This is a genomic window from Pseudomonas sp. NFR09, assembly GCF_900111535.1.
Lineage (GTDB): Bacteria > Pseudomonadota > Gammaproteobacteria > Pseudomonadales > Pseudomonadaceae > Aquipseudomonas > Aquipseudomonas extremorientalis.
In genome coordinates this window covers 257,240-277,328 of record NZ_FOIH01000010.1, presented here as the reverse complement: position 1 = coordinate 277,328, position 20,089 = coordinate 257,240, and the positions used below count along the sequence as shown (strand labels likewise).

The window sequence follows — 20,089 nt, the reverse complement described above, 5'->3', positions numbered from 1 at the left end:
GTCCCCGTAATAAAAGGAAACCCGCAGCGATGGCGTACTACCGCACCCCTCATGACGTTACCGCTCTGCCCGCCTGGCAAGCGCTCAATCAACATCGCCAAGCCATGCAGGATTTCAGCATGCGCGAAGCGTTCAATGCCGATCCTCAGCGTTTTTCCCAGTTCACCTTGAGCAGCTGCGGACTTTTCCTCGATTACTCGAAAAACCTGATCACCGGCGAAACCCGTGACCTGCTGGTAAACCTCGCCAAAGAGGTCCACCTCAAGGAAGCGATTGACGCGCTGTACAAAGGCGAACCGGTCAACTCGTCGGAAGGCCGCCCAGCGCTGCACACCGCACTGCGCCGTCCGGTGGGTGACAAGCTGTCGGTCAACGGCGTGAACATCATGCCTGACGTGCACAAAGTGCTGAACCAGATCACCGACCTGGTCGGCCGCATCCACGACGGCCTGTGGCGTGGCTACACCGAGAAGCCAATCACCGACGTGGTGAACATCGGTATCGGTGGCTCGTTCCTCGGCCCGGAGCTGGTCTCCGAAGCGCTGCTGTCCTACGCCCACAAAGGCGTGCGCTGCCACTACCTGGCGAACATCGACGGCAGCGAGTTCCACGAGCTGACCCTGAAGCTGCGCGCCGAGACCACGCTGTTCATCGTCTCGTCAAAATCCTTCAACACCCTCGAAACCCTGAAAAACGCCCAGGCCGCCCGTGCCTGGTACCTGGCCCAGGGTGGCTCGGAAGCCGAGCTGTATCGCCACTTCATCGCCGTGTCGAGCAACAACGCGGCGGCCGTGGCCTTCGGAATTCGCGAAGAAAACATCTTCCCGATGTGGGACTGGGTCGGCGGCCGTTACTCGCTGTGGTCGGCCATCGGCTTGCCGATCGCCCTGGCCATCGGCATGTCCAACTTCAAGGAACTGCTGTCCGGTGCCTACACCATGGACCAGCATTTCCAGAACGCCCCGTTCGAACAGAACATGCCGGTGCTGCTGGGCTTGCTGGGCGTGTGGTACGGCAACTTCTGGGGCGCGCAGAGCCACGCGATCCTGCCGTACGACCACTACCTGCGTAACATCACCAAACACTTGCAACAGCTGGACATGGAATCCAACGGCAAGAGCGTGCGCCAGGACGGTACGCCCGTCGCTACCGATACCGGCCCGGTGATCTGGGGCGGCGTTGGCTGCAACGGCCAGCACGCTTACCACCAGTTGCTGCACCAGGGTACCCAACTGATCCCGGCCGACTTTATCGTGCCGATCGTCAGCTTCAACCCGGTGTCCGACCACCATCAATGGCTGTACGCCAATTGCCTGTCCCAGAGCCAGGCGCTGATGCTCGGCAAGACCCGCGCCGAAGCGGAAGCCGAGCTGCGCGACAAAGGTATCCCGGAAGACGAAGTGCAGAAGCTGGCACCGCACAAGGTGATTCCGGGCAACCGCCCGAGCAACACCCTCGTGGTCGAACGCATCAGCCCGCGTCGCCTGGGCGCCCTGGTAGCCATGTACGAACACAAAGTGTTCGTACAGAGCGTGATCTGGGGTATCAACGCCTTCGACCAATGGGGCGTGGAGCTGGGCAAGGAGCTGGGCAAGGGCGTCTACAACCGCCTGACCGGCGCCGAAGAGACCTCGGCCGAGGACGCTTCGACCCAGGGCCTGATCAATTACTTCCGCGGTCGTCACCGCGGCTGATCCGGGTTTTGCAAGGCCAATGTCCATTTGGAGGTTGGCCTTGAACCCTACCCCTGCCGGGTGCATCTTTATGACTTGTCGCAAAAACAAGAATAAGGATCGCTCATGTTCGATATCAGCACGTTCCCCACCGCCGATGCCGTCCGCCGGGCTGCGCAACTCAGTCAAGAGGACTATCAGCGCCTCTACCGCCAATCCATCGAACAGCCGGATACCTTCTGGGCTGAACAGGCCGAGCGCTTTCTCGACTGGATAACCCCCTGGCACACCGTTCAACGCTCAGACATCCACACCGGCGCCGCCCAATGGTTTGCCGGTGGTCAACTCAACGTCAGCTACAACTGCATCGACCGTCACCTGGCGCAACGCGCCGATCAGCCGGCCTTCATCTGGGAAGGCGATGATCCGACAAAATCTTCAAAAATCACCTACCTCCAACTGCACCAGAACGTCAGCCGCCTGGCCAATGTGCTGAAAAGCCGTGGCGTGAAGAAAGGCGACCGGGTATGCATCTACATGCCGATGATCCCGGAGGCCGCCTACGCCATGCTCGCCTGCACACGGATTGGCGCGGTGCACTCCGTGGTGTTTGGTGGTTTCTCGCCGGATGCCTTGCGTGACCGTATTCTCGATGCCGACTGCCGCACGGTGATCACCGCAGACGAAGGCGTGCGCGGCGGCAAGCCCGTTGCACTGAAGCAGAATGTCGAAAAGGCCCTGGCCAGTTGTCCGAATGTGAGCACGGTGCTGGTAGTGGAGCGCACCGGAGCGACCGTTGGCTGGAGCGAAGGTCGCGACCTCAAGTATCAACAAGCCCTGGATGCGGCCAGCAGCGACTGCCCGCCCGAGCCGATGGACGCCGAAGACCCGCTCTTCATCCTCTACACCTCCGGCAGTACCGGCAAACCCAAGGGCGTGCTGCACACCACCGGCGGCTATCTGCTGCAAGCGGCGATGACCTTCAAGTACGTGCTCGATTACCGCGACGGTGAAGTGTTCTGGTGCACCGCCGATGTGGGCTGGGTCACCGGCCACAGTTACATCGTGTACGGTCCGTTGGCCAATGGCGCGACCTCGCTGATGTTCGAGGGCGTGCCGAGCTATCCGGACAGTTCGCGCTTCTGGCAGGTGATCGACAAGCACCAGGTCAACATCTTCTACACCGCGCCCACCGCCCTGCGCGCGCTGATGCGCGAAGGCCACGGCCCGCTGGAGAACACCTCGCGCGCCAGCCTGCGCCTGCTGGGCAGCGTCGGCGAACCGATCAACCCGGAGGCCTGGGACTGGTACTTCAATGCCGTGGGCGAACAACGCTGCCCGATTGTGGATACCTGGTGGCAGACCGAGACCGGCGGCATCATGCTCAGCCCACTGGCCAGCGCCCAGCGAATCAAGCCAGGGTGCGCGACCCAGCCAATGTTCGGCGTACAGCCGGTACTCCTCGATGAACACGGCAAGGAATTCAGCGGCGCCGGCAGTGGCGTACTGGCGATCAAAGCCAGCTGGCCGGGGCAGATCCGCAGTGTGTACGGCGATCCGCAGCGCATGGTCGACACCTACTTCAACCCCTACCCCGGCTACTACTTCACCGGTGACGGCGCACGCCGCGATGAAGACGGCGATTATTGGATCACCGGGCGCATCGACGATGTGATCAACGTGTCAGGCCATCGCATCGGCACTGCCGAGGTAGAAAGCGCCCTGGTGCTGCACGACCAGGTGGCCGAGGCCGCCGTGGTGGCCGAGGCCGCCGTGGTGGGCTATCCCCATGATGTCAAAGGCCAGGGCATCTATGCCTTTGTCACCCCCATGAATGGCGTGGAACCCAGCGATGCGCTAAAAAAACACCTGCTGGATCTGGTCAGCAAAGAAATTGGCAGCTTCGCCAAGCCGGAACTGATCCAATGGGCCCCGGCCTTGCCGAAAACCCGTTCCGGCAAAATCATGCGCAGGATCTTGCGCAAGATTGCCTGCAACGAACTGGACAGCCTGGGTGACACCTCGACCCTGGCCGATCCGAGCGTGGTCGACGGTTTGATCGACAAACGCCTGAACCGATAGGAAACCCCACGTCGCCATGGAATTTATCCGCAGCCGTATCGAAACCCAGTTGATGAGCCTGACCGGCCTGTCGCTGGGCCAACTGGACCTGGAAAACCCCAAGGGCGACCCAGGCTTGTTCGGGCCCGACTCGGTGAGTTGGCAAGTGCATGGCGACTTCAGCAGTATGCTCATCGGCGGCATCAGCGCCTTGATGCTGCAAGCCTTGCATCCGCTGGCCCTGGCGGGCGTGTGGGACCATTCCAACTTTCGCCAGGACATGCTCGGGCGCTTGCGGCGGACCTCGCAGTTCATTTCGGGCACGACGTTCGGCTCGCGCAGAGACGCCGAATGGCTGATCGAAAAAGTCCGCACCATTCACTTGCAGGTGGTCGGCCACGCCCCGGATGGCCGGCCTTATGCGGCCAGCGACCCGGAATTGCTGACCTGGGTGCATGTGGCGGAGGTCAGTCACTTCCTGGCCGCTCACTTGCGTTATTGCAACCCGCACCTGTCCGGTCGCGACCAGGACCGTTACTACAGTGAAATTGCCTTGGTCGCTGAACAGCTGGGTGCGCGGCATGTTCCGCGTTCTCGGCAGGACGTTTCGGATTATCTGGCTCGCATCCGCCCGCAATTGCTGTGCGACGATCGCAGCCGCGAAGTGCTGCGGCTACTGCTGGATGCTCCCTCCCCCAGCCTGCTGGCCAAGCCATTTGGCAGCTTGATGATGCGCGCCGGGATCGACCTGCTGCCGGATTGGGCCAGCGCGATGCTCGACCAGCACCAGAGCCCGCTGCAACGCCAGATGATCCGTGCTGGCGTCAAACGCAGTGCCCCGATGTTGCGCTGGGCGATGCGCAATGGCTCTGTGCAACGCGCCCATCGCCGGATGGGGTTGATGTAGGCGACGGCGCATAGCTGTTAAACTTCGCGCCCTCAATTCCCCAGCAAGGCGCGCTCCATGTCTCCCTTGAATCAGGCGCTGCGCGCCGCCCTCGATCATCGCCAAGATCTGATCAGCGAGTTGCACGCACAGGGTACCGACTGTTACCGGCTGTTCCATGGCAGCCAGGAAGGCGCCGGGGGCCTGACCATCGACCGCTACGGCCCGCAGTTGCTGGTGCAGAGTTTCCACCAATCCCTGGAAACCGCCGACCTGCTGGACCTGCATCAACAGGTCAACCAGTACATGGGCCTGGAGTTGTTGCTGGTGTACAACGATCGCGCCCGTGGCAATTCGCGCATCGACCGCGAAGACACGGTGTATCGCGCCGAACCCGCCGCACTGCAGGACCTGGTTGGCCACGAGTGGGGCCTCAGTTACCGCGTGCGTGGGCGGCATGCCGGGCAGGACCCGCTGCTGTTCCTCGACCTGCGTAACACCCGCGGCTGGGTCAAGGCCAACAGCGCCGGAAAAAGCGTGCTCAACCTGTTCGCCTACACCTGCGGCGTGGGCCTGAGCGCAGCCGCCGGTGGCGCCCGCGAGGTGTGCAACCTGGACTTTGCCGAGGGCAACCTGGCGGTCGGTCGCGAAAACGGCTTGCTGAACCCGCAATTGCCGAGCATGGAGTTCGTACAGTCCGACTACTTCCCGGCGATTCGCCAATTGGCAGGCCTGCCGATCACCCAGCGCCGTGGGCAAAAGCTGCCGAGTTATCCGCGCCTGGAGCAACGTCAATACGACCTGGTGCTGCTGGATCCACCGGCCTGGGCCAAGAGCGCGTTCGGCACCGTCGACCTGCTGCGCGACTACCAGAGCCTGCTCAAGCCAGCCCTGCTGGCCACCGCTGACAATGGCGTGCTGATCTGCTGCAACAACCTGGCGAAAGTCAGCATGGAGGATTGGCGCGAACAGGTGCTGCGCTGCTCGGAAAAAGCCGGGCGCCCGGTGCGTGACTGGAAAATCATGACGCCTGGAGCGGACTTCCCGTCCCAGGATCAGCAACCGCCCCTGAAAACCCTGATACTCCAACTGTAAGACGTTTCTCAAAGGCCCTTGCTCTTCGGAACCGAAAACCCGTGCCATACTCCAAGGCACTCCTGTTTGACATAGATGGCGCCGCCCCATGCCCAAAGGATTGATTCGCGCCGCTGGCGCCTTGTTGACCGCCCTTGCCCTGTACAGCTTGCTGGGCTTTTTGATTCTCCCCGGCATCGCCCTTCGCATCGCCAACCAGCAGTTGGCCAATTACGCCACAGTGCCAGCGCGGATCGAGCGAATCGAGCTCAACCCGTTCAGCCTGGAACTGACCCTGTGGGGCCTGAAGATCGGTGAACCCGGCAAGGAACAAGTCGGGTTCGAACGCCTCTACGCCAACCTGCAGATCGACAGCCTCTGGACCCGCGCCCTGCACCTGGCCGATATACAGCTGGACAAGCCCAAGACCGAGCTGCTGTTCGACAAGTCCGGCCAACTCAACCTGGCGCAGTTGTTCAAACTGCCGCCCAGCGAGCCAACACCGACCAATCCGGATGCCAAACCGTTCCCTTTGCGTATCGACAGCATCAAGCTGGCCGGCGGCTATGTGCATTTCGAAGACTTGCGCCCCAGCGAGCCCATCGAATTCCTCTACGACACACTCGACTTCGAGCTGAAGAACCTCAGCACCCTGCCCGAAGACAATGCCGACATGACCCTGGTCGCAGCCGGCCCCGCAGGTGGACAGATCGACTGGAAAGGCAATTTCAGCCTGGTGCCGATCACTTCCGAAGGCACGTTGAAGGTCACCAACGGCAAGATGAAAGCCTGGTGGCCCTACGTACGTGACGCGCTGCCACTGGTGCTTGAAGACGGCGTGCTCAACTTCAGCACCGAGTACAAATTCAGCCTGGCCAAAGAGACCGAGCTGAACCTGACCAACACCGCCGCCAGCATCGCGCCCTTTGCCATCAAGGCACCGGACGGCCGCCCATTGGTGCGCCTGGAGCGCCTGGACGTCAGCGAGACCACGGTGGACCTGGCCAAGCAGCAAGTGGTGGTCGGCAAGATCCGCAGTAACAAACTGGAGACCTGGGCGGCCGTTGAGGCTGACGGGCAACTGGACTGGCAGAAACTGTTCGCCAGCCAGCCGAGCAAACCGGCCAAGGCGCCCGAAGCGAAAAACGCCCCCGCCACCGCCGACTCGCCAAAAGCCGAACCCACCGCGCCAAGCAAACCGTGGCAAGTGCTGCTCAAGGACGTGCAACTGCGTAACTACCAGGTGCACCTGGCCGATCGACAGGCCAAGCCAGCAGTAGCGCTGGAACTCGGCCCGTTGAACGTCGACATGCAGAATTTCGACAGCCTCAACCGGAGTCCGTTTACCGTGAAGGTCGACTCCGGCGTGGGCAAGCAAGGCAAGCTCCAGGCAACCGGCGAGGTCAACCTCGACCCGGTCAGTGCCAGGCTGAAAGTGAATACCCAGGACATCGACCTGCGGGTGGCCCAGTCCTACATCAGCCCGTTCATTCGCCTGGAACTGCGCAGCGGTATGCTCAGCAGCAATCTTGATGTGAACCTCAAAAGCACCGATCCGCTGAAGTTGCAGGTCACCGGCCGGGCTCAGGTCGATCAATTGCACACCCTGGATACCCTCAAGACCCGCGACTTTCTCAAATGGCAGCGCCTGGTGCTCGAAGGCGTGAACTACCAGCACGGCGACAGCCTGTCGATCGACAAGGTCAACCTGCTGCAGCCGTATGCGCGCTTCATGATCAACGACGACCGCACCACCAACGTGGATGACCTGCTGATTCCACAAGCGCCCGACAAAGGTTCCAAACCCGCCAGCAAGGACAAGCCCCTGGGCATCCGCATCGGGCAGATTGCGATTAATGACGGCTCGGCCAATTTTGCCGATTTCAGCCTTACCCCCAACTTCGCCACCGCGATTCAACAGCTCAACGGGCAGATCGGCACTATCGACAGTCGGCAGGCCAAACCGGCCAGCGTCGATATCAAGGGCAAGGTTGATCGCTATGCGCCAGTGACTATCAAGGGCAGCGTGAACCCGTTCGACCCGATGGCGGCGCTGGACATTGCGACCAGCTTCAAGCGTGTCGAACTGACCACCCTGACGCCTTACTCCGGCAAGTTCGCTGGCTTCCGTATCCGCAAGGGACGGCTGAACCTCGACCTGCACTACGTAATCACCAAAGGCCAGTTGAAGGCCGAGAACAAGGTGGTGGTTGAGCAATTGCAATTGGGCGAGAAAGTCGACAGCGCCGATGCCGTGGACTTGCCGATTCGCCTGGCCGTCGCTTTGCTCAAGGACAGTGATGGCAAGATCTCCATCGAATTGCCGGTAACCGGTGACTTGAACAACCCGCAATTCAGCGTGATGCCGATCGTATGGCAGACCCTGCGTAACCTCGTGGTACGCGCGGCAACGGCGCCTTTCAAGTTTATCGGTGGGTTGGTGACCGGTGGCAGCTCGGAAGATCTCGGTAATGTGTCGTTCGCCGCAGGTTCCAGCGAGTTGAACAAGGATGCCGAAAGCGCCTTGAACACACTGGCCAAAGCGCTGAAAGAGCGTCCTACCCTGCGCCTGGAAATCGAAGGCACCGCCGCAGCCAGCAGCGATGGGCCATTCCTTGCGGCCCAGCGGCTAGAGCGTGAATACCAGTACAACTACTACAAGATTCTTCAACGTCGCGGTGACAAAGTACCCGCCCAGGCGTCGTTGCTCGTCGTACCCGAGAAGGAAAAAGCCCCCTTGCTGGAAGGCATCTACCGCACCCGCCTGAAACAACAACCGCCGGCCGAATGGAAGGACCTGAGCAGCGATGAGCGCAGCGCGAAGCTTCGCGACGGCGTGATCAAATTCTGGAGTGGCAGCGACGTACTGCTACGCCAACTTGGCCAGGACCGTGCCAGCACCATCAAGGATTACCTGGTGGATAAAGGCCAATTGGAAGATGACCGGGTGTACTTCATTGATGCCAATCTGGGCCAGGCGGAGAAAGATGGTCGCGTCGTTACGCCAATGCACCTGGATGCCGAATAAGCCCTGTAGGAACCGCCCACAATAGAACAGGCCCCGACACAAGTGCCGGGGCCTGTAATGACCACATCCGTGTGGTCGGTCGCATGAACTCCAGAGGTGCATCGGGTGGATATCTAACTCACCCTAAGCCGCCGCCGTCTCGTTCAGACGAAGCTCCAAGGGTTACTCTGCTTTCAGGCCGTCGGCCGATACAGCTTTAACGCCTTTGATTTTCTTGGTGATGTTCACCGCGGTAGTTTTCTGAGCTTCAGTGACCGGGGTGGTCGAAGACAGGGACACTACACCTTTATTGGTTTCGACTTTGATGTCGGTACCAGGAATGCCTTTCTCGGTTACCAGGTCAGCTTTTACTTTGGTGGTGATCCAGGTATCGGAGGTGGACTCTTTAGCGCCTGCTGCTGCGCTTTTGGTTTTGTCGATGTTGTCCGCCTTGGTCGCGCCGCCAGCCAGCAGGCCGTCAGCCGAAACAGCGGTTACACCTTTGATTTTTTTGGTGATAGCTACGGCAGTCGCTTTTTGCGAGTCCGAGATAGCGACGTCAGAAGAAAGGGAAACCACGCCTTTATTGGTTTCAACCTTGATGTCGGAACCTGGAATACCTTTTTCGGTCAGCAGGTCAGCTTTGACTTTGGTAGTGATCCAAGTGTCGGAAGTAGCTTCTTTCGCCTTGGTGGCTTCACCCGCTGCAAGGGTCATTGGCGCTTGGGAAGTCTGGGCAAAGGCAACGTTGGCACCCATGGCCAGGGTCAGAGCGGTAGCAGTAGCGAGAGCGAACTTCTTCATACGAGTAACTCCTGTTTTATTAAAAGTCTGCAGTGTGTGAACCTTGATGCTGCAGCGTTAACAGGGTTATTGCAGGCAGTGTGCCAAGTCCGAATCATCAATAAAACCCTTTATAAACAACAACTTATAAAAAACAGAAAATTTCGGATTCGTGCAACTTGCATGATGCCGCCCGCGCCTGCATGCAAGTTGCGGCTTTTGCTCTCATTTAAGCGCCTGATTTTTAGGTACTTTCCTGCATCCAAAAAAAAGGACTCCGAAGAGTCCTCTTTTTCAACCTTAAGCCTTGGGTGATTAAACGCCCGAAGCTTTGGCTGCTGCTACGTCCTTGATGGACAGCTTGATACGGCCGCGGTTGTCCACGTCCAGTACCAGCACTTCCACTTCCTGGCCTTCCTTCAGAATGTCGGTGACTTTCTCAACGCGAGCGTCGCTCAGCATGGAGATGTGCACCAGACCGTCTTTGCCCGGCAGGATGTTGACGAATGCGCCGAAGTCGACGATGCGCTCAACCTTACCGACGTAGATCTTGCCGATCTCGGCCTCGGCAGTGATGCCCAAGACGCGCTGACGTGCTGCTTCAGCCGCTTCCTTGGTTTCGCCGAAGATCTTGATCGAGCCGTCGTCTTCGATATCGATCGAAGCCTTGGTTTCTTCGCAGATCGCACGAATGGTCGCGCCGCCTTTACCGATAACATCACGGATTTTGTCGGTGTCGATTTTCATCGCGATCATGGTCGGAGCATTTTCCGACAGTTCGGTACGGGACTGACCAATGATCTGGTTCATCTGGCCGAGGATGTTCAGGCGCGCTTCCAGGGCTTGGCCCAGGGCGATTTCCATGATCTCTTCGGTGATGCCCTTGATCTTGATGTCCATCTGCAGCGCGGTCACACCTTTGGCGGTACCGGCTACCTTGAAGTCCATGTCGCCCAGGTGGTCTTCGTCGCCCAGGATGTCGGTCAGGACGGCGAACTTCTCGCCTTCTTTAACCAGGCCCATGGCGATACCGGCAACCGGCGCCTTCATCGGCACACCGGCGTCCATCAGTGCCAGGGAAGCACCGCAAACGGAAGCCATGGAGCTGGAACCGTTGGACTCGGTGATTTCCGACACAACACGGATGGTGTACGGGAACACGTCAGCGGCAGGCAGCATGGCCTGGACCGAACGGCGGGCCAGACGGCCGTGACCGATTTCGCGACGACCAGCACCACCCATGCGACCGCACTCGCCCACCGAGAACGGAGGGAAGTTGTAGTGCAGCATGAACGGGTCTTTTTTCTCGCCTTCCAGGGTGTCCAGCAACTGTGCGTCACGGGCGGTACCCAGGGTCGCAACGACCAGCGCCTGGGTTTCACCACGGGTGAACAGGGCCGAACCGTGAGTCTTCGGCAGAACGCCGACTTCGATGTTCAGCGGGCGCACGGTACGAGTGTCGCGACCGTCGATACGTGGCTTGCCGTTAACGATGTTTTCGCGGACGGTGCGGTATTCGATCTCACCGAAAGCCGCTTTGACGTCGCTGGCGGAAGGCTGGCCTTCTTCACCGGACAGCTTGGCGACAACCTGGTCCTTCAACTCGCCCAGGCGAGCATAACGGTCGGCCTTGACGGTGATGGTGTAGGCGTCGGAGATGGCAGCGCCGAACTCGGAGCGGATAGCGCCCAGCAGTTCGGTGGCTTCAGCCTGTGGAGCCCAGCTCCAGGTTGGCTTGGCCGCTTCGGCAGCCAGTTCGGTGACAGCCTTGATGACAGCCTGGAACTCGTCGTGGGCGAACAGTACGGCGCCCAGCATCTGGTCTTCGGTCAGCTCTTTGGCTTCCGATTCAACCATCAGCACGGCTTCCGAGGTACCGGCAACGACCATGTCCAGGCTCGATGCTTTCAGTTGCTCGTAAGTCGGGTTCAGCAGGTAGCCGGTGCTTTCGTGGAACGCAACGCGGGCTGCGCCGATCGGGCCATCGAAAGGAATACCGGAGATGGCCAGGGCCGCCGAGGTACCGATCATCGCAGCGATGTCCGGATCGGTCTTCTTGCTGGTGGAAACGACGGTGCAGACAACCTGCACTTCGTTCATGAAGCCTTCTGGGAACAGCGGACGGATCGGACGGTCGATCAGTCGGGAAGTCAGGGTTTCTTTCTCGGAAGGACGGCCTTCGCGCTTGAAGAAACCGCCAGGGATCTTACCGGCAGCGTAAGTCTTTTCCTGGTAGTGAACGGACAGGGGGAAGAAGCCTTTGCTCGGGTCAGCGGTCTTGGCGCCAACAACGGTCACCAGTACGGTAACGTCGTCATCAACGGTAACCAGCACTGCGCCGGAGGCTTGACGGGCGATACGGCCTGTCTCGAGGGTAACGGTCGACTGACCGAACTGGAATTTTTTGATAACCGGGTTCACGGTGTCCTACCTTCTTTGTGGCTCTTGGGGAACTTGTCTTCTTGCGAAATTCTTGGGCAATGCCGGGAATCGGCCCGACGCTCGTCCAGGGTAAAACGTGTGTCCAGATAAAACTTGAGGCTGGGAGCCTGCCATGGGCCAGCGGGAATCCCACTGGCACACGGCAGACAACCAACCTCTAGCGCAATCGCTTATTAGCGACGCAGACCCAGGCGACCGATCAGAGTCTGATAACGACCCAGATCCTTGCCTTTCAGGTAGTCCAGCAGCTTACGGCGCTGGTTTACCATGCGGATCAGACCACGACGCGAGTGGTGGTCTTTACCGTTGGCCTTGAAGTGACCTTGCAGCTTGTTGATGTTGTGGGTCAGCAGTGCAACTTGCACTTCTGGCGAACCAGTGTCACCAACAGCTTGCTGATAGTCAGCAACGATTTGTGCTTTTTCTTGAACGTCGAGAGCCATGAGGCAATCCTTTTTTCAGGAAACCACCCAAAGGGCAGTTTCAACAGGCCAGGGACAAATCCCTGTATCTAAAAATGAGTGTTGACCGTGCCTGTTAACAGCCACACTCGTTCGGTCATTCTGACCGAATCAGTCGACGCGGCGCGATGCGCCCGTCTTCGCTCACTTCACCGATACCGATAAAGCGACCGTTATGATCCTGTACCCGCACCATGCCGAACTTCGGGGCATCCGGGGCACGTACCGGCTGGCCGTTGAGCCAGTAGAACGCGCTGTGCTCCGAGAAGTGCAGCAATGGCCAATCGAGCAAACCGCTGTCCGATGGCATCAGGAAGCGATCAACTGCTTCATTGCCGCCTTCGGCGTGTACCGCTTCCAACTCTTCCAGCGTGACCGTCTGGGCCAGGCTGAAAGGACCGGCCTGGGTGCGCCGCAGTTCTGCAACGTACGCGCCGCAACCGAGCTTTTCACCAATATCTTCCACCAGGGTACGGATATAGGTGCCTTTGCTGCAGTCCACGGCCAACCGGGCGGTGTCGCCTTCACAGGCGAGCAATTCCAAGCGCGCAATAGTAACAGAACGCGGTTCGCGCTCCACTACTTCGCCCGCACGTGCCAGCTTGTAAAGAGGCTGGCCATCACGCTTGAGCGCCGAGTACATCGGCGGTATCTGACTGATTTCCCCACGAAAAGCGGGTAAAGCAGCTTCAATATCAGCACGACCAACGGTCACTTCGCGAACCTGCAAAACATCACCTTCGGCGTCGGCCGTGGTGGTGGTCTTGCCCAGTTGCATCAGGGTTTCATAACCCTTGTCGGAGTCGAGCAGGTATTGGGAGAACTTGGTGGCCTCGCCAAAGCACAACGGCAACACGCCGGTGGCCAGTGGATCGAGGCTGCCGGTGTGCCCGGCCTTTTCGGCATTGAGCAGCCAGCGGACCTTCTGCAACGCGGCATTGGAGGTAAAACCAATGGGCTTGTCGAGCAGAATGATGCCGCTGACGTTGCGACGGATACGTTTGACCTGAGCCACCGCTTACTCCTTGGCGTCTTCAGGTGTGGACGGGTGCTGGCTGTCTTCAGCCACGGCGCGCTCGATCAGGGCCGACAGATGTGCACCCCGCACGACGCTCTCATCGTAGTGAAAGTGCAGCTGAGGAACACTGCGCAGCTTCATTTCACGGGCCAACTGCATGCGCAGGAAGCCTGCAGCCGAGTTGAGCACCTTGATGCTTTGCGCGATTTCTTCGCTGTTGTCCTGCCCCATCACGGTGATGAAGATCTTGGCGTGACCCACGTCACGGCTCACTTCAACGGCGGTGATGGTGACCAGGCCAACGCGTGGGTCTTTGACTTCGCGACGGATCAATTGGGCCAGCTCGCGCTGCATCTGATCGCCGATACGCTGGGAACGGCTGTATTCTTTTGCCATGTCTTGTTACCTGTTACTGCCACACGGTGAAACCCGTGGGGTCTGAAAGCGGCAAACGCCCGGCCTGACAAAAGCCAGACCGGGCGTTGCGTTTAGAGTCCGTACGCTGCGCGGGGCAATTGCATGCCCACGCGTTGCGTGGCTCCTGAAGTGCGCGAGTTAGAGGCTGCGAGCAACCTGAACCTTCTCGTAGACTTCGATCTTGTCGCCAGCCTTGACGTCGTTGTAGCTCTTGACGCCGATACCGCATTCCATGCCGGCACGTACTTCGGAAGCGTCATCCTTGAAGCGGCGCAGGGATTCCAGCTCGCCTTCGAAGATAACGATGTCTTCACGCAGTACACGGATTGGACGGTTACGGTACACAGTGCCTTCAACCACCATGCAGCCGGCGATCGCGCCGAATTTCGGCGAGCGGAACACGTCACGTACTTCGGCAATACCCAGGATGTTCTCCCGGACGTCGCTGCCAAGCATGCCGGTGAGGGCTTTCTTGACGTCTTCGATGATGTCGTAGATGACGTTGTAGTAACGCATGTCCAGGCCTTCCTGCTCGACGATCTTGCGAGCGCCGGCATCGGCACGCACGTTGAAGCCGAACAGTACAGCGTTGGAAGCCAGTGCCAGGTTGGCGTCGGATTCGGTGATACCACCGACACCGCCACCGACAACGCGCACTTGCACTTCGTCGTTACCCAGGCCGTTCAAAGCGCCGTTCAACGCTTCGAGGGAACCACGTACGTCAGATTTGAGGACGATGTTAAGCGTCTTCTTCTCTTCCTGGCCCATGTTCTCGAAGATGTTTTCCAGCTTGCCGGCGTGAGCACGGGCCAGCTTGACTTCACGGAACTTGCCTTGACGGAACAGAGCCACTTCACGGGCTTTCTTCTCGTCGGCAACCACGCTCATCTCGTCACCAGCGTCCGGTGTACCGTCCAGGCCGAGGATCTCGACCGGGATAGCCGGGCCGGCTTCCTTGATTGGCTTGCCGTTCTCGTCGAGCATGGCACGTACACGGCCGTAGTTCGAACCGACCAGCACCATGTCGCCTTGGCGCAGGGTACCGTCTTGAACCAGAACGGTCGCAACCGGGCCACGGCCCTTGTCCAGACGGGACTCAACTACAACGCCACGGCCAGGAGCCGATGGAGTGGCAGTCAGTTCCAGAACTTCGGCTTGCAGCAGAACGGCTTCGAGCAGTTCGTCAACACCAGTACCCATCTTCGCGGAAACCGGTACGAATGGAGTGTCGCCACCCCACTCTTCGGATGTCACGCCGTGAACCGACAGTTCGCTACGGATGCGATCGAGATCGGCGCCCGGCTTGTCGATTTTGTTCACAGCGACTACCAGCGGAACGCCAGCTGCCTTGGCATGCTGAACGGCTTCGATAGTTTGTGGCATCACGCCGTCGTCGGCTGCAACCACCAGGATCACGATGTCGGTCGCCTTGGCACCACGGGCACGCATTGCGGTAAACGCAGCGTGACCAGGGGTATCGAGGAACGTCACCATGCCACGGTCGGTTTCAACGTGGTACGCGCCGATGTGCTGGGTGATACCGCCGGCTTCGCCTGCGGCTACCTTGGCACGACGGATATAGTCGAGCAGGGAGGTTTTACCGTGGTCAACGTGGCCCATTACGGTCACAACCGGTGCACGGGAAACCGCCTCACCTTCAAACTTCAGGGACTCGGCCAGGGAATCTTCCAGGGCGGTGTCGCTGACCAGGGTCACTTTGTGGCCCAGTTCTTCAGCCACAAGCTGGGCAGTTTCCTGATCCAGTACCTGGTTGATGGTGGCCGGTGTGCCCAGCTTGAACATGAACTTGATGATTTCAGCAGCCTTGACCGACATCTGCTGGGCCAGATCGCCCACAGTGATGGTCTCGCCGATCTTCACTTCACGCACGACAGGGCCGGTTGGGCTCTGGAAACCGTGGGCGTTGCGTTTCTTCAGCTTGGCCTTGCCGCGACCACCACGACGGAAGCCATCGCTTTCTTCGTCGGTAGTACGTGGGGCAACGCGTGGAGCAGGCGCTTTCTCTTTGACCGAGGCACGATGCGGAGCGTTTTTGCGCTCGCCATCGCCACCACCACCGCGACGATTGTTATCGTCGGCACGTGGTTTGTCCGGACGACGAGGTTCGTCGCGTTTACGGGCGTCAGCAGCCGGTGCTGGTGCAGCGGCAACCGGAGCGGCCTCACGCACAGCTTCAACTGGCGCGCTAGGCGCGGCGACCGCTTCAGTGGCAGCAGGTTGCGCAGCAGCAGGCTGGCGACGCGCTTCTTCTTCGGCGCGACGCTTGGCTTCTTCTTCAGCCTTCTGACGAGCAGCATTTTCTACTGCGCGACGTTCTTCCAGTTCGCGTTTGCGCTCGGCTTCGATTTCTTCCGGGCTGCGCTGTACGAAGACTTTCTTCTTGCGTACTTCAACGCTGATGCTCTTGCTACCAGCAACACGCAGGGTGCTGGTGGTTTTGCGCTGCAATGTAATCTTGCGCGGTTCTTCCACTTTCGCCTTGTGGCTGCTCTTCAAGTGAGTCAGCAAAGACTGCTTCTCACTATCGCTCACACCTTCATCGGCGGCGGTGTGCGGCAGACCTGCCTCACGCATCTGCTGCAACAGGCGCTCTACCGGTGTTTTGACCTCATCGGCCAGTTGTTTCACCGTGACTTGCGTCATGCACTTCTCTCCTCAGGCCGCGCCTAGTTACTCGAACCAATGGGCTCGGGCGGCCATGATCAACTTGCCGGCACGATCATCGTCAATGCCGTCGATGTCGAGCAGATCGTCAATAGACTGCTCGGCCAGGTCTTCGCGGGTAATTACGCCGCGCACCGCCAGTTCCATCGCCAAATCCTTGTCCATACCCTCAAGCGAGAGCAGGTCTTCGGCCGGATGGGCGTCTGCCAGCTTTTCCTCAGTAGCGATGGCTTTAGTCAACAAACGATCCTTGGCCCGAGCGCGAAGCTCGTTGACGGTGTCTTCGTCAAAGCCGTCGATGTTGAGCATTTCTTCCAACGGTACGTAGGCAATCTCTTCCAGGCTGGTGAAGCCTTCATCTACCAGCACCTGCGCCAGGTCTTCATCGACTTCGAGCTCTTCGATGAAGTTGCGCAGGATGTCACCGGTTTCAGCTTGCTGCTTAGCCTGGATGTCCGATTCGGTCATCACGTTCAGGGTCCAACCAGTCAGTTGGCTGGCCAGACGCACGTTCTGACCACCACGACCAATGGCCTGAGCCAGATTGTCTGCGCCAACGGCGATGTCCATGGCATGGGCATCCTCGTCAACGATAATTGCCGCCACTTCAGCCGGCGACATGGCGTTGATGACGAACTGCGCCGGGTTATCGTCCCACAGCACGATGTCCACACGCTCACCACCCAACTCGCCCGACACTGCCTGAACACGCGAACCGCGCATACCAATGCACGCGCCCTGCGGGTCGATGCGTTTGTCCTTGGAGCGGACCGCGATCTTGGCGCGCGAACCCGGGTCGCGGGACGCAGCCATGACTTCGATCAGGCCTTCGGCGATCTCCGGCACTTCGATACGGAACAGCTCGATCAGCATTTCCGGTGCGGTACGCGACAGGATCAGCTGCGGGCCGCGGTTCTCGGTGCGGATTTCCTTGAGCAGCGCACGCAGGCGCACGCCGACACGGAAGGTTTCGCGGGAAATGATGTCTTCGCGAGCCAGCAACGCTTCGGCGTTGTTGCCCAGGTCGACGATCACGTTATCGCGGGTGACTTTTTTCACGGTGCCGGAGATGATTTCACCCAGGCGCTCGCGATAGGCGTCAACGACTTGAGCGCGCTCGGCTTCGCGAACCTTCTGCACGATGACCTGTTTGGCGGTCTGTGCAGCGATACGGCCGAATTCGATCGATTCGATCTTTTCTTCGACGACATCACCGACCTTGGCACCAGGATGCGTTTCGGCAACCTTGCTTGGCCAGGTTTCGATGGCCGGATCATCAAGATCGGCTTCTTCGACGACCGTCCAGCGACGGAAAGTCTCATAGGCACCGGTGTGGCGGTTGATTTCCACACGCAGATCAACTTCGTCTTCAAAACGCTTTTTGGTAGCAGTGGCCAGGGCCAGCTCCAGCGCTTCAAAAATCACGTTTGCCGGTACGCCCTTTTCATTGGATACCGACTCAACAACCAGCAGTACTTCTTTGCTCATCGTACGCCTCGCCTTTCGCAAGCCATTGGATCCGCGGGATCCGCGTCTCAGTCAAAACTGGGAATAATGTTGGCCTTGTCGATCATATCGATCGGCAACAGGAATTCATGGTCTTCTACCTGCACCACGACATCCTGTTCTTCTACACCGCGCAGAAGGCCCTGAAAGTTGCGTCGCCCTTCAAAGGGAGATCGCAGCTTGATCTTCACTTGTTCACCGGCAAATTTTGCAAACTGATCAATAGTGAACAGTGGGCGTTCCATGCCTGGCGAGGAAACTTCGAGGGTATATTCAACGGAGATCGGATCTTCAACATCCAGCACACCGCTGATCTGCCGGCTGACAATGGCACAATCGTCCACCAGCACGCCGCCCTCTTTATCGATATAAACGCGCAACATTGAGTGGCGACCTTGAGCCGAAAACTCAATACCCCAGCATTCATAGCCTAGGGCCACGACCACCGGGGCCAACAAGGCCTGCAACTCTTCTAGCTTGCTCGACACCTGAACCCCCTCGTGCATGTATGTGCATGCTGTGCAAAATAAAAAAATGGGCGAAACGCCCATCCTTGAAACGCCGTCGAACAGCGGCGTTGAAAGTGTCCAGCTAACAAAAAGCCCCTTAAAAGGGGCTCCGCTAAAACTGGTTGCGGGGGCCGGATTTGAACCGACGACCTTCGGGTTATGAGCCCGACGAGCTACCAGACTGCTCCACCCCGCGACAAAGCTGGGGCGGAAGTATACGACCGATCCCTTACAGGGTCAATGTAACCTTCCACCTACAAGAAAGCCCGCAACAGCGGGCTCTCCTGACAATTGGTACCGAGAAGGGGACTCGAACCCCTACACCCTATGGGCACAACCACCTCAAGGTTGCGTGTCTACCAATTCCACCACCTCGGCAATACAGCGTTTACAACCCTTCTTACTTCTGCTCTTGAGCTGGAGGCACGTCAGTCGCTGGAGTAGCCGACTTTTGCTCTTGAAGCACCGGGACATCATCAGAAGCCGGTTTTGCTTTTGGTACTTCCAACACTGCTGGGTTCGGGAGACCTACTTGAGTCAGCACATGAGCTTTCTCTTTAGCAAAGTAACCTAACCCCAAGCTGGTTATGAAGAAACCGGCGGCAAGTATAGCAGTAAACTTACTAAGAAAGGTAGAGGAACCTTGGCTTCCGAACACAGTATTTGAAGCACCTGCACCGAAAGACGCACCAGCATCCGCACCTTTACCCTGTTGCAGCAAAACCAGAGCAACTACGCTCAGAGCAGCCAACAGATGAAAAACGACTACGACTGTTTCCAGCATTTTTTCAGTTTCCCGCGGCGCGACAGATCGCACCGAACTCATCTGCATTCAGGGAAGCTCCACCAATGAGCCCCCCATCGATATCCGGCATGCCGAACAGTTCGACCGCATTGGCCGCCTTCACGCTGCCGCCGTATAGAAGACGCACACCTTGTGCGACTTCAGAATTCTCTGCCGCCAACTGCGCGCGGATGGCTGCGTGCACATCCTGCGCTTGTTGCGGTGTAGCAGTCAGCCCGGTACCAATGGCCCAGACCGGCTCGTAAGCGATTACTGCCTTTGCAAACGCACCAACACCCAACTCCTCGATGATGCTGCCCAGCTGACGCGAGACAACTTCAAGAGTCTTGCCCGATTCGCGCTGCTCCAGGGTTTCCCCTATGCACAACACCGGAATCAAGCCACAAGCCTGTGCTGCTGCGAACTTGCGATTGAGTGTTCCATCACGCTCGCCCATCATCTGACGGCGCTCGGAGTGCCCGACAAGCACATAGGAACAACCCGCATCGACCAACTGGCTCGGTGCAATCTCACCGGTCAATGCGCCTTGCATGGCTTCCACCGCAGAATTCTGCGCGCCGACCTGGATCGACTTGCCCTTCAAGCCATCAACCACTTGGGTGATATGCAAGCAAGGCGGGAAAACCGCGACATCAACACCGCTCGGCAAGGCCAAGTGACGAAGGCCATTGATCAACTCAGCGACACTGGCGCGGGTACCGTGCATCTTCCAGTTACCAGCTACCATAGTGCGACGCATGCTGTACCTCGTCGGTCAAAGTG

At 59.0% G+C, this 20,089-nt stretch carries 15 protein-coding genes and 2 tRNA genes; 5 read left to right on the top strand and 12 right to left on the bottom strand.

The annotated features are described in order from the left end of the window. The first annotated feature begins 29 nt into the window (after positions 1 to 29). From pgi to BMX59_RS22685, 5 genes are all read left to right on the top strand, one after another. The gene (gene pgi / locus BMX59_RS22705; protein WP_071490004.1) at positions 30 to 1,694 is read left to right on the top strand and encodes a glucose-6-phosphate isomerase; all 1,665 of its coding nucleotides are present in this window, start codon (positions 30 to 32) and stop codon (positions 1,692 to 1,694) included. A gap of 105 nt (positions 1,695 to 1,799) precedes the next feature. Beyond that, complete coding sequence (gene acs / locus BMX59_RS22700; RefSeq protein WP_093125963.1) at positions 1,800 to 3,755, top strand: acetate--CoA ligase; 1,956 nt, start codon at positions 1,800 to 1,802, stop codon at positions 3,753 to 3,755. Between the two features lie 16 nt (positions 3,756 to 3,771). Then, the gene (locus tag BMX59_RS22695; RefSeq protein ID WP_093125959.1) at positions 3,772 to 4,641 is read left to right on the top strand and encodes an oxygenase MpaB family protein; all 870 of its coding nucleotides are present in this window, start codon (positions 3,772 to 3,774) and stop codon (positions 4,639 to 4,641) included. 57 nt (positions 4,642 to 4,698) lie between these two features. Next, complete coding sequence (locus BMX59_RS22690) at positions 4,699 to 5,715, top strand: class I SAM-dependent rRNA methyltransferase (protein ID WP_093125956.1); 1,017 nt, start codon at positions 4,699 to 4,701, stop codon at positions 5,713 to 5,715. 88 nt (positions 5,716 to 5,803) lie between these two features. After that, complete coding sequence (locus BMX59_RS22685; protein ID WP_093125951.1) at positions 5,804 to 8,722, top strand: DUF748 domain-containing protein; 2,919 nt, start codon at positions 5,804 to 5,806, stop codon at positions 8,720 to 8,722. 162 nt (positions 8,723 to 8,884) lie between these two features. On the opposite strand, the gene BMX59_RS22680 is transcribed toward BMX59_RS22685, so the two are convergent. The 12 genes from BMX59_RS22680 to tpiA all read right to left on the bottom strand — a co-directional run bounded on the left by BMX59_RS22680 (position 8,885) and on the right by tpiA (position 20,066). Beyond that, positions 8,885 to 9,505, bottom strand: coding sequence for a BON domain-containing protein (locus BMX59_RS22680; protein WP_071489999.1), 621 nt, complete (start codon positions 9,503 to 9,505; stop codon positions 8,885 to 8,887). A gap of 294 nt (positions 9,506 to 9,799) precedes the next feature. Beyond that, positions 9,800 to 11,905, bottom strand: coding sequence for a polyribonucleotide nucleotidyltransferase (pnp, locus tag BMX59_RS22675; protein WP_092248380.1), 2,106 nt, complete (start codon positions 11,903 to 11,905; stop codon positions 9,800 to 9,802). 194 nt (positions 11,906 to 12,099) lie between these two features. Continuing rightward, complete coding sequence (rpsO, locus tag BMX59_RS22670) at positions 12,100 to 12,369, bottom strand: 30S ribosomal protein S15 (protein WP_003177875.1); 270 nt, start codon at positions 12,367 to 12,369, stop codon at positions 12,100 to 12,102. A 115-nt stretch (positions 12,370 to 12,484) separates the two neighbouring features. After that, positions 12,485 to 13,402: a tRNA pseudouridine(55) synthase TruB gene (truB, locus tag BMX59_RS22665; RefSeq protein WP_043051764.1), complete on the bottom strand. Its 918-nt coding sequence runs from the start codon at positions 13,400 to 13,402 to the stop codon at positions 12,485 to 12,487. 3 nt (positions 13,403 to 13,405) lie between these two features. After that, complete coding sequence (gene rbfA / locus BMX59_RS22660) at positions 13,406 to 13,801, bottom strand: 30S ribosome-binding factor RbfA (protein WP_093125945.1); 396 nt, start codon at positions 13,799 to 13,801, stop codon at positions 13,406 to 13,408. A 159-nt stretch (positions 13,802 to 13,960) separates the two neighbouring features. Continuing rightward, entirely contained in the window at positions 13,961 to 16,486 is a 2,526-nt protein-coding gene (gene infB, locus BMX59_RS22655; protein ID WP_071489997.1) for a translation initiation factor IF-2, read from the bottom strand. 27 nt (positions 16,487 to 16,513) lie between these two features. Further along, positions 16,514 to 17,995 carry a transcription termination factor NusA gene (gene nusA / locus BMX59_RS22650; protein WP_025857112.1) on the bottom strand — a complete coding sequence of 494 codons (1,482 nt, stop codon included), beginning with the start codon at positions 17,993 to 17,995 and terminating at the stop codon, positions 16,514 to 16,516. 47 nt (positions 17,996 to 18,042) lie between these two features. Further along, a complete protein-coding gene (gene rimP, locus BMX59_RS22645) occupies positions 18,043 to 18,501 on the bottom strand; it encodes a ribosome maturation factor RimP (RefSeq protein ID WP_003235029.1) in 459 nt (152 codons plus the stop codon). A gap of 140 nt (positions 18,502 to 18,641) precedes the next feature. Further along, positions 18,642 to 18,718: transfer RNA gene (locus BMX59_RS22640), tRNA-Met, on the bottom strand. Positions 18,719 to 18,814: 96 nt separating this feature from the next. Next, a tRNA-Leu gene (locus BMX59_RS22635) sits at positions 18,815 to 18,900 on the bottom strand. A 22-nt stretch (positions 18,901 to 18,922) separates the two neighbouring features. After that, positions 18,923 to 19,306, bottom strand: coding sequence for a preprotein translocase subunit SecG (gene secG, locus BMX59_RS22630; RefSeq protein ID WP_003194191.1), 384 nt, complete (start codon positions 19,304 to 19,306; stop codon positions 18,923 to 18,925). Between the two features lie 4 nt (positions 19,307 to 19,310). Beyond that, positions 19,311 to 20,066, bottom strand: coding sequence for a triose-phosphate isomerase (tpiA, locus tag BMX59_RS22625; RefSeq protein ID WP_058427650.1), 756 nt, complete (start codon positions 20,064 to 20,066; stop codon positions 19,311 to 19,313). Positions 20,067 to 20,089: the final 23 nt, after the last annotated feature.